This is a genomic window from Kitasatospora sp. GAS1066B, assembly GCF_041262605.1.
Taxonomy (GTDB): Bacteria; Actinomycetota; Actinomycetes; order Streptomycetales; family Streptomycetaceae; genus Kitasatospora.
This window is the reverse complement of sequence record NZ_JBGCCO010000028.1, coordinates 113,902-121,369: the sequence shown is the minus strand read 5'-3', so window position 1 is coordinate 121,369 and position 7,468 is coordinate 113,902. Positions and strand designations below refer to the sequence as shown.

Sequence of the window (7,468 nt, the reverse complement as noted above, 5' to 3'; positions counted from 1 at the left end):
AACCCCCCACCCATCCCCACCCGCTGACTACCCTGACCCGAAAACAACACCGCCAACCGACCACCCACCACACCAGACCCACCCACCACCACACCCGACCGCCGCCCCTCCACCAACGCCGACAACCCGTCGGCCAGTTGCCCGGAGTCCGCGGCGACGACCACGGCCCGGTGCTCGAACCGCGCCCGGGTGGTGGCCAGCGCGGCGGCCGCCGCCTGCGGGTTCCCGCCCTGCGCCACGGCGGAGAGCACCGGGCCGAGTTGGGCGGCGCGGTCGCGCAGCGCCTGCTCGCTCCGGGCCGAGAGCACCCAGGGCAGTGGCACGCCGGGCAGCGGCACGCCCGGCCCGCCCGGCTCGGTCGCTTCGGGCGCCGACTCCGGCTCGGCCGGGGCCTGTTCGAGGATCAGATGGGCATTGGTGCCACTGATCCCGAACGAGGACACCGCCGCCCGCCGCGGGTGATCGGTCTCCGGCCACGCGGTGGGCTCGGCCAGCAGCGCCACCGCTCCGCTCTGCCAGTCCACTTGGGTCGATGGCTGCTCGACGTGCAACGTCCTGGGCAGTACCCCGTGCCGCATCGCCTCGACCATCTTGATCACCCCGGCCACCCCCGCCGCCGCCTGGGTGTGCCCGATGTTGGACTTCACCGACCCCAGCCAGAGCGGCAGTTCGGCCGACCGGCCCTGACCGTAGGTCGCCAGCAGTGCCTGCGCCTCGATCGGGTCGCCCAGGCTCGTCCCGGTCCCGTGCGCCTCCACCGCGTCCACCTCACTCGCCGCGAGCCCCGCCCCGGCCAACGCCTGGCGGATCACCCGCTGCTGGGAGGGGCCGTTGGGCGCGGTGAGCCCGTTGCTCGCCCCGTCGGAGTTGACGGCGGAGCCGCGGACCACCGCGAGCACCCGGTGCCCGTTGCGGCGCGCGTCCGAGAGCCGCTCCAGCAGCACCATGCCCGCGCCTTCGGACCAGGCCGCACCGTCGGCGCCGTCCCCGAAGGACTTGCACCGCCCGTCCGGTGCCAGCCCGCGCTGCCGGCTGAACTCCACGAACACCGCGGGCGTGGCCATCACCGTCACCCCGCCCGCCACCGCCAGCGAGCACTCGCCACCGCGCAGCGCCTGCGCCGCCAGGTGGAGCGCGACCAGCGAGGAGGAGCAGGCGGTGTTGACCGTGACGGTGGGCCCCTCCAGGCCGAAGGTGTAGGCGATCCGCCCGGACGCGACGCTGCCGGCGCTGCCGGTGCCCAGGAAGCCTTCGTACTCGGCCGGTACGGGGTTGATCCGGGAGGCGTAGTCGTCGTACATCACGCCCACGAAGACGCCGGTCGTGCTGCCGCGCAGCGCCGCAGGATCGATCCCGGCCCGCTCCACCGCCTCCCAGGTGGTCTCAAGGAGCAGCCGCTGCTGCGGGTCGGTGGCCATCGCCTCGCGCGGGCTCATGCCGAAGAAGTCGGGATCGAACTCGGCGGCGTCGTACAGGAATCCGCCCTCGCGGGTGTAGACCTTGCCGGGCGTACCCGGGTCCGGGTCGTAGAGCGCGTCCAGATCCCAGCCCCGGTCGGCCGGGAACTCGCCGATCGCGTCCCGGCCGTCCGCCACCAGCTGCCAGAAGTCCTGCGGGGAGCGCACCCCACCGGGGAAGCGGCAGGCCATGCCGATGATCGCGATCGGTTCGGCGGGATCGAGGGCTGCCGCCCTCGACCCGTCGGCGGCCGCGGTGTCCGGCTCGGTGCCGCAGAGCAGCGGCAGCAGGTGGCCGGCGAGCGCCGCCACCGTGGGGTGGTCGAAGACCAGGGTGGCGGGCAGCGCCAGTCCGGTGGCGGCGCCCAGCCGGTTGCGCAGTTCCACGGCCGTCAGCGAGTCGAAACCGAGGTCCTTGAAGGCCCGGTCGGCGGCCACCGCGTCCGGCGTGTCGTGGCCGAGGACGGCGGCGACCTGGCCGCGGACCAGGTCGGCGAGGACCTGCGGGCGCTGGGCGGCCGGCCGGGCGCCCAGCCGCTCGGCCCAGCTCGAGCCCGTCGAGCCCGCCGGGCCGGCCGGGGTACGGGTGACTGGCAGCAGGCCGCGGACGACCGGCGGCAGCACGCCCTGCTCGACCAGCCGGCGCAGCACGCCCACGTCCACCCGGGCCGGGACCGTCACGGGCGCGCCGGACAGCAGCGCCGCGTCGAACAGCGCCAGCCCCTCGCTCGCCGACATCGGCACCAGGCCGCCGCGGGTCAGCCGGGAGCGGCCCCGGCTGCCCAGCTGCCGGGTCATGTCACTGTCCAGTTCCCACAGACCCCAGGCCAGCGCGGCGGCCGGCCGGCCGATCGCCCGCCGGTACAGCGCCAGCGCGTCGACGAAGGCGTTGCCGGCCGCGTAGTGCGCCTGGCCGGCGGAGCCGAGCACGCCGGCGGCGGATGAGAAGAGCACGAAGGCCGACAGGTCCGCGGTGGCGGTCAGTTCGTGCAGGTTCCAGGCGGCGTCGGCCTTGGGCCGCAGCACCCGGTCCAGCTGGTCCGGGGTCAGCGACTCCAGCACGCCGTCGTCGAGGACACCGGCGGCGTGCACCACGGCGGTCAGCGGGAACCGGTCCGGGATCCGGGCCAGCAGCACGGCCAGCGCCTCGCGGTCGGCGCAGTCGCAGGCCTCGACGGCCACCTCGGTGCCCGACTCGGCGAGTTCGGCGACCAGTTCGGCGGCGCCGGCCGCCTCGGCACCCCGGCGGCTGACCAGCAGCAGCCGCCGCACGCCGTGCGCGCCGGCCAGATGCCTGGCCAGCAGTGAGCCGATGGCGCCGGTGCCGCCGGTGACCAGCACCGTGCCGGTGCCGAAGTCGACCGGCCCCGCAGGCTGTTCACCGCCATCGGGGGCCGTCGCCAGCCGGCCCAGGCGCGGCACCAGGACGGCGCCCGCGCGCAGCGCGACCTGGGGTTCGAGGCAGCCCAGCGCGGCCGCCAGCGCCGCCCGGTCGTCCGGGTCGAGCTCCTGGCCGAGCTCCTGGGTGGGGTCCAGGTCGGCGTCCAGCAGGGTGAACCGGCCCGGGTGTTCGGCCTGAGCGCCACGGAGCAGGCCCCACAGGGCCGCGCCGACCAGGTCCGCCGGCTGCTCGCCGCGGACCGAGACCGCGCCCCGGGTCAGCACCACCAGCCGCGAGCCGGCGAACCTCGGCTCGCCGAGCCACCAGCGCAGCAGGTCGAGGGTCTCGCCGACGGCGGCCCGCACCCGCTCGCCGTCCGGCTGCCCGCCGCCGAGCCGGACCGCGACCACGGCGGGCGCCCCGGCCAGCGCGCGCAGCGCCGCCGCGCCGTCCACCACCACCGGCTCGGCGACGGCCGCACCGGCGGCCGCCGTGACCCAGTCCAGCCCCAGCAGCGAGCGGGAGGTGTCCCGCAGTCCGGCGGCCGGCAGTGCCCGGGTCCGCAGCGCCTCGACGGTGGCGACGGGCGCGCCGGTGGCGTCGGCGAGGTCGAGCGTGACGGCGTCCTCGCCGCGCGGCACCAGTCGCACCCGCAGCGCGGCCGGCCCGCCGGCGTGCAGGGTCACCCCGCTCCACTCGAACGGCAGCCGCACCTGGCGCGCGTTCGCCGCCAGCGCCTCCACCGCCAGCACGTGCAGCGCCGCGTCCAGCAGTGCGGGGTGCACGGCGAAGCCCGCGGCCTCGGTCGGCTCGAGCGGCGGCGCGATCTCCGCGAACAGCTCCTCGCCCCGCCGCCAGGCCGCCCGCAGGCCCTGGAACGCCGGACCGTACGCCAACCCCCGGTCGGCGAGCAGCTCGTAGGGGTCCAGCAGCTCGACGGGCCGCGCGTCCGCCGGTGGCCAGTTGTCCAGCCGGGCCGGCGGCCGCTCGGCGATCGGCGGCGTGAGCAGGCCGTCCGCGTGGCAGGTCCACGGGAGATCCGCGCTGTCCGGATCCGCGCTGGCCGGATCCGCGCTGGCCGCGCCGCCACGGGCGTTGATCGTCACGGTCCGCCCGCCGCCCGGGCCCGGTGCGCCGACGGCCACCTGTACGGCCACGCCGCCCTCGGCCGGCAGCTCCAGCGGGGCCCGCAGCGTCAGGTCGGCGATCCGCTCGCAGCCGGTGTGCCGGCCTGCCTGGAGGGCGAGTTCGGCGAAGGCCGTGCCGGGGAAGAGCACCTGGCCGGCCACCGCGTGGTCGGCCAGCCAGGGGTGGGTGCGCAGCGACAGCCGCCCGGTCAGCACCAGCCCGCCGTCGGCGAGTTCGATCGCGGCGCCGAACAGCGGGTGGGCGACGGCGGCTTGGCCGAGCGCGAACGCGTCGCTGGGCGCCTGGGTGTCCTCCAGCCAGAAGCGCTCGCCCTGGAACGGGTAGGTGGGCAGCGCGATCGGCGGTCCGGGCCGCTCGCCGAAGGTCGCGGTCCAGTCCAACTGCACTCCCCGGGTGTGCAGTTCGGCCATCGCGGTGGCCAGGCGGGACAGGCCACCGTGGTTGCGCCGCAGGGTCCCCACCGCGACGCCCCGCACCCCGGCCGACTCCAGCGTCTCCTGGACCGCCGCGGTCAGCACCGGGTGCGGGCTGACCTCGATGAACGTGGTGCAGCCGCCGGCCGACAGGGCCCGCACCGCCTCCTCGAAGCGGACGGTGCCGCGCAGGTTGCGGTACCAGTAGTCGGCGTCGAGCTCGGTGGTGTCCGCCACCGGCGCGCCGGTGAGCGTGGAGCAGAACGGGATCAGCGCCTGTCGCGGCGTCAGCACTCCGATCAGCTCGGCGAGTTCGTCCTTGAGCGCCTCGACGTGCGGGGTGTGCGAGGCGTAGTCGACCGGGATCCGACGGGCCCGCAGCTCGGCCTGCTCGCAGTGCGCCATGAGTTCGTCGAGCGCCGCCGCCGCGCCCGCCACGATGGTCGTGCCGGGGCCGTTGACGGCGGCGACGTGGATCCGCTCCGTCCAGGGCGCGATCAGCTCGCGGGCCGCCGGCTCCGGCAGCGGCACCGAGACCATGCCGCCGGTCCCGGCCAGCGCGGCCAGCGCCCGGCTGCGCCGCGCCACCACCTTGGCCGCGTCCTCCAGGCTGAGCGCCCCGGCGACGCAGGCGGCGGCGATCTCGCCCTGGGAGTGGCCGATCACGGCCGCGGGCGTGACGCCGCGCGAGCGCCACAGCGCGGCCAGCGACACCATCACCGCGAACAGCGCGGGCTGCACCACATCGACCCGCTCCAGCGAGGCGGCACCGGGCTCCTCGCGCAGCACCGCCAGCAGCGACCAGTCGGTGTGCGGGGCGAGGGCCGCCGCGCACTCCCGGATCCGCTCGGCGAACACCTCGGAGGTGTCCAGCAGTTCGGCGGCCATCCGCGGCCACTGCGAGCCCTGGCCGGGGAAGACGAAGACGGTCTTCCCGGTCGGCCCGGCGGCCCCCTCGACCAGGTTCGCGGCCGGACGGTCCTCGGCCAGCGCCCGGATCCCGTCCAGGAAGCCGTCGCGATCGGCCGCCACCACCGCGGCCCGGTGCTCGAAGGAACTCCGGGTGGTAGCCAGGGCGTGGCCCAACTCGGCGACGCCGAGCTCTGGTTCGGCGCTCACGAAGGCGTGCAGCCGGGCCGCCTGGGCGCGCAGCGCGGCGGGCGTCCGGGCCGACAGCATCAGCGGGAGCGGCTGCGCGTCGGGCGCGGGACCCCCAGCCCTCTGCTCCGCCGGCTCGTCGACCGGTGCTTCGGCGAGGATGACGTGCGCGTTGGTGCCGCTCATGCCGAACGAGGAGACGGCCGCGTGGCGTGGCCGGCCGCGCTCCGGCCAGTCGGCGGCCTCGGCGAGCAGCGAGACGGCGCCTGCCGCCCAGTCGACGTGCCCGGAGGGCCGGTCCAGGTGCAGCGTCCTGGGCAGCGTCCGGTGCCGGATCGCCTCGACCATCTTGATCACCCCGGCCACCCCCGCGGCGGCCTGGGTGTGCCCGATGTTGGACTTGATCGAGCCCAGGTACAGCGGCGCGTCCGCGGGCCGGTCGCGGCCGTAGGTGGCGAGCAGCGCCCGCGCCTCGATCGGGTCGCCGAGGGTGGTGCCGGTGCCGTGCCCTTCGACCACGTCCACCTCGGCCGGGGCGAGCCGGGCGTTGGCCAGCGCCTGGCGGATCACCCGTTCCTGGGACGGCCCGTTGGGCGCGGTGAGCCCGTTGCTCGCGCCGTCCTGGTTCACCGCGCTGCCGCGGACCACGGCCAGCACCCGGTGCCCGTTGCGCCGCGCGTCCGAGAGCCGCTCCAGCAGCAGCATGCCCACGCCCTCGCCCCAGGCGGTGCCGTTCGCGCCGTCGGCGTACGACCGGCAGCGCCCGTCGGGAGCCAGCCCGCGCTGCCGGCTGAACTCGACGAACGCGGTGGGCGCCGCCATGACGGTGGCACCGCCGGCCAGCGCCAGGTCGCACTCGCCCTGACGCAGCGCCTGGCCGGCCAGGTGCAGGGCGACCAGCGAGGAGGAGCAGGCGGTGTCGACCGTGATCGCCGGGCCCTCCAGGCCGAAGCTGTAGGCGATCCGTCCGGAGGCGACGCTGGTCGTGTTGCCGCTGGCCAGGTAGCCCTCCAGGTCGGCGGGCTTGTGCTGGACGCGCGAGACGTAGTCGTTGTAGAAGACGCCCGCGAAGACGCCGGTGTTGCTGCCGCGCAGCGAGCCGGGTTCGATCCCCGACCGCTCCAGCGCCTCCCAGGAGACCTCCAGCAGCAGCCGCTGCTGCGGGTCGGTGGCCAGCGCCTCGCGCCGGTTGACCCCGAAGAACGCGCTGTCGAACAGGTCCGCGTCGTGCAGGAATCCGCCACTGCGGACGTAACTCTTGCCCGGCTGGTCGGGCGTGGGGTCGTAGAGGCCCTCGAGATCCCAGCCGCGGTTCGTCGGGAACGCGCCGATGGCATCGGTGCCGCTCGCCACGAGCCGCCACAGGTCCTCGGGAGAGCGGACGTCACCCGGGAACCGGCAGGCCATCGCGATGATCGCGATGGGCTCGTCCTCGGCCGACTCGGCCTCCTCCAGCCGCTGCCTGGTCCGGTGCAGTTCGGCGGTGACCCACTTCAGATAATCGGTGAGCTTCTGTTCGTTCGTCATCGTGGCTCGGCTTCCTGCGAGTTTCCGGCGAGCGGGCAACGGACGCGGCTGGCAATGCTGACCGGTAATCGTCGACCGGGTTCTTAAAGCAGGCCTAAACGCACTCCTGATCCGGCACGGTCCCGAATCCGCGCTCCGGGCCGTCGGCGCCGGATCCGCCGAAGCGTCCGGTATCCACCGGTTCATCCCGCCGCACCCGGAACGGCTTTGGGCCGGCTTCAGCCGGCGGACAATACTGGTGAGACGGTTTCGGCGGCGATCGAGCCCGGTCACCGCCGCAGGGAGGCTCCTTGACCCACGAAGGAAGCCGCGCCTAGCATCTAAACCGGTCATAAGGCAACGCTCAGCTTTGACGGGGGATCATGAGTCGTCCCGGGGGCCCTTCACCAACCGTGGATCTGTTACGGCAGCTGCACCTTTGCCGAACCTTCGCAGAATTTTCG

1 protein-coding gene is annotated in these 7,468 nt (G+C 75.2%); it reads right to left on the bottom strand.

Going from position 1 to position 7,468, the window contains the following annotated elements:
- Positions 1 to 7,025 (bottom strand): type I polyketide synthase (locus tag ABH937_RS28175; protein WP_370219930.1); only part of this gene is annotated, 7,025 nt, incomplete at its 3' end.
- Positions 7,026 to 7,468: the final 443 nt, after the last annotated feature.